This window comes from Citrobacter sp. wls827 (assembly GCF_005280875.1).
GTDB lineage: Bacteria > Pseudomonadota > Gammaproteobacteria > Enterobacterales > Enterobacteriaceae > Citrobacter > Citrobacter youngae.
The window spans coordinates 79,736-81,002 of record NZ_SZWR01000019.1 but is presented as its reverse complement, the minus strand read 5'-3'; the positions used below and the strand labels follow the sequence as shown (position 1 = coordinate 81,002).

Below are 1,267 nucleotides of genomic sequence, written 5' to 3'. Positions count from 1 at the left end.
CCAGTGCGTCACTTTAACCGCGCAGAGCGGGAAAGTGACGCACGCGGCCCTTTAGATCTGCACCAGATAAATCAACTGTTCCAGCCCACAGCGGGATTCTGACACGCCTTTTCAGACCATTTTTTAACCACAAGGAGAACATGAACCGGTATCAGAGGGGGATCTGGACGATCCGGGGGATAACCCGCGCAAGCGGGCGGCTGCTCAGAGGGCACAACCGACGCCCCACCACACCTCAACAGCCGTCGCCCCGGCGCTCAGATACCGTTTGCGGCCCCGACTAAAAAATCAGGGGCTACCGGCCTACGCGCCGGGGAAGTTGTATCAGTTCTGTTTTTTGGTAATCAGTTTGTGGCATTCATGAAAGGGGGAATGAATGGCAATGCTGGAGCGGGAAATGCGGCACCTGGCGAAACAGGCGGGTGGCGCACATAAAACGGTCAGCGACCGCATGGCGCAGGCAAAGCGCTTCTGTGAACGTCTGATCGAACAGAATGTGCAAATCCGTTATGTTAAACATCTGAAAGCGCGGCATATTGAGGACTACGTTCGTCACCGGCTGGCACAAGGGATCGATAAACGTACCCTGCAAAACGAAATGTCGATGATACGCGTGGTGCTGCGACAGGCCGGACGCGCAAAGCTGGCCGATGGCGACCGGATCAGCAACCGGGCCGTGGGGATCGGCGGCGCATCGCGTAACGGTACACGCCGTGCGATCACCGATAATAAATATCAGACGGTGCAGGAAAACGCCCGCCTGAAAGATCCGGGGCTGGCGGCAGCGCTGGAGCTGGCAAGGCTGATGGGGCTGCGCTCGCAGGAGGCGGTACAAAGCGCTCAGTCACTGAAAACGTGGCAACAGACGCTGGATCTTGGTGAATCCCGGCTGACCGTGGTGTTCGGCACCAAAGGCGGGCGTCCGCGCGAAACGATGATCCTGGATACTGGCGCAGTAAAAAAAACGCTGGATCTTGCGTTAGCGGTGGCAGAAAATCGGTATGGCAGGCTGATCGACAGGCCGGATCTGAAAAGCGCGATGAAATACTGGCACAGTCAGGCATCATATATCGGGTTAACGGGCGCATATTCCCCGCATTCGTTGCGCTACGCCTGGGCGCAGGAGTTCAGCGAGAAAGAAGCACTGGCGCTGACGGCGATGGATTTGGGACACGGCGACGGACGCGGGCGATATGTGGCGCAGGTTTACGGGCGGCGGGAAGAGGCTGACTGATAGCCATTACCTTATAAAATTGCACCATTCATC

1 protein-coding gene is annotated in these 1,267 nt (G+C 57.4%); it reads left to right on the top strand.

What is annotated here, in order from left to right:
* Nucleotides 1-376 precede the first annotated feature (376 nt).
* A complete protein-coding gene (locus tag FDX03_RS15755; RefSeq protein ID WP_137346210.1) occupies nt 377-1,234 on the top strand; it encodes an integrase domain-containing protein in 858 nt (285 codons plus the stop codon).
* The last annotated feature ends 33 nt before the right edge of the window (nt 1,235-1,267 follow it).

What these genes read in the sequence shown, in the direction of transcription:
- FDX03_RS15755 (WP_137346210.1), top strand. Translation starts at nt 377, where the DNA reads ATGGCAATGCTGGAGCGGGAAATGCGGCACCTGGCGAAACAGGCGGGT.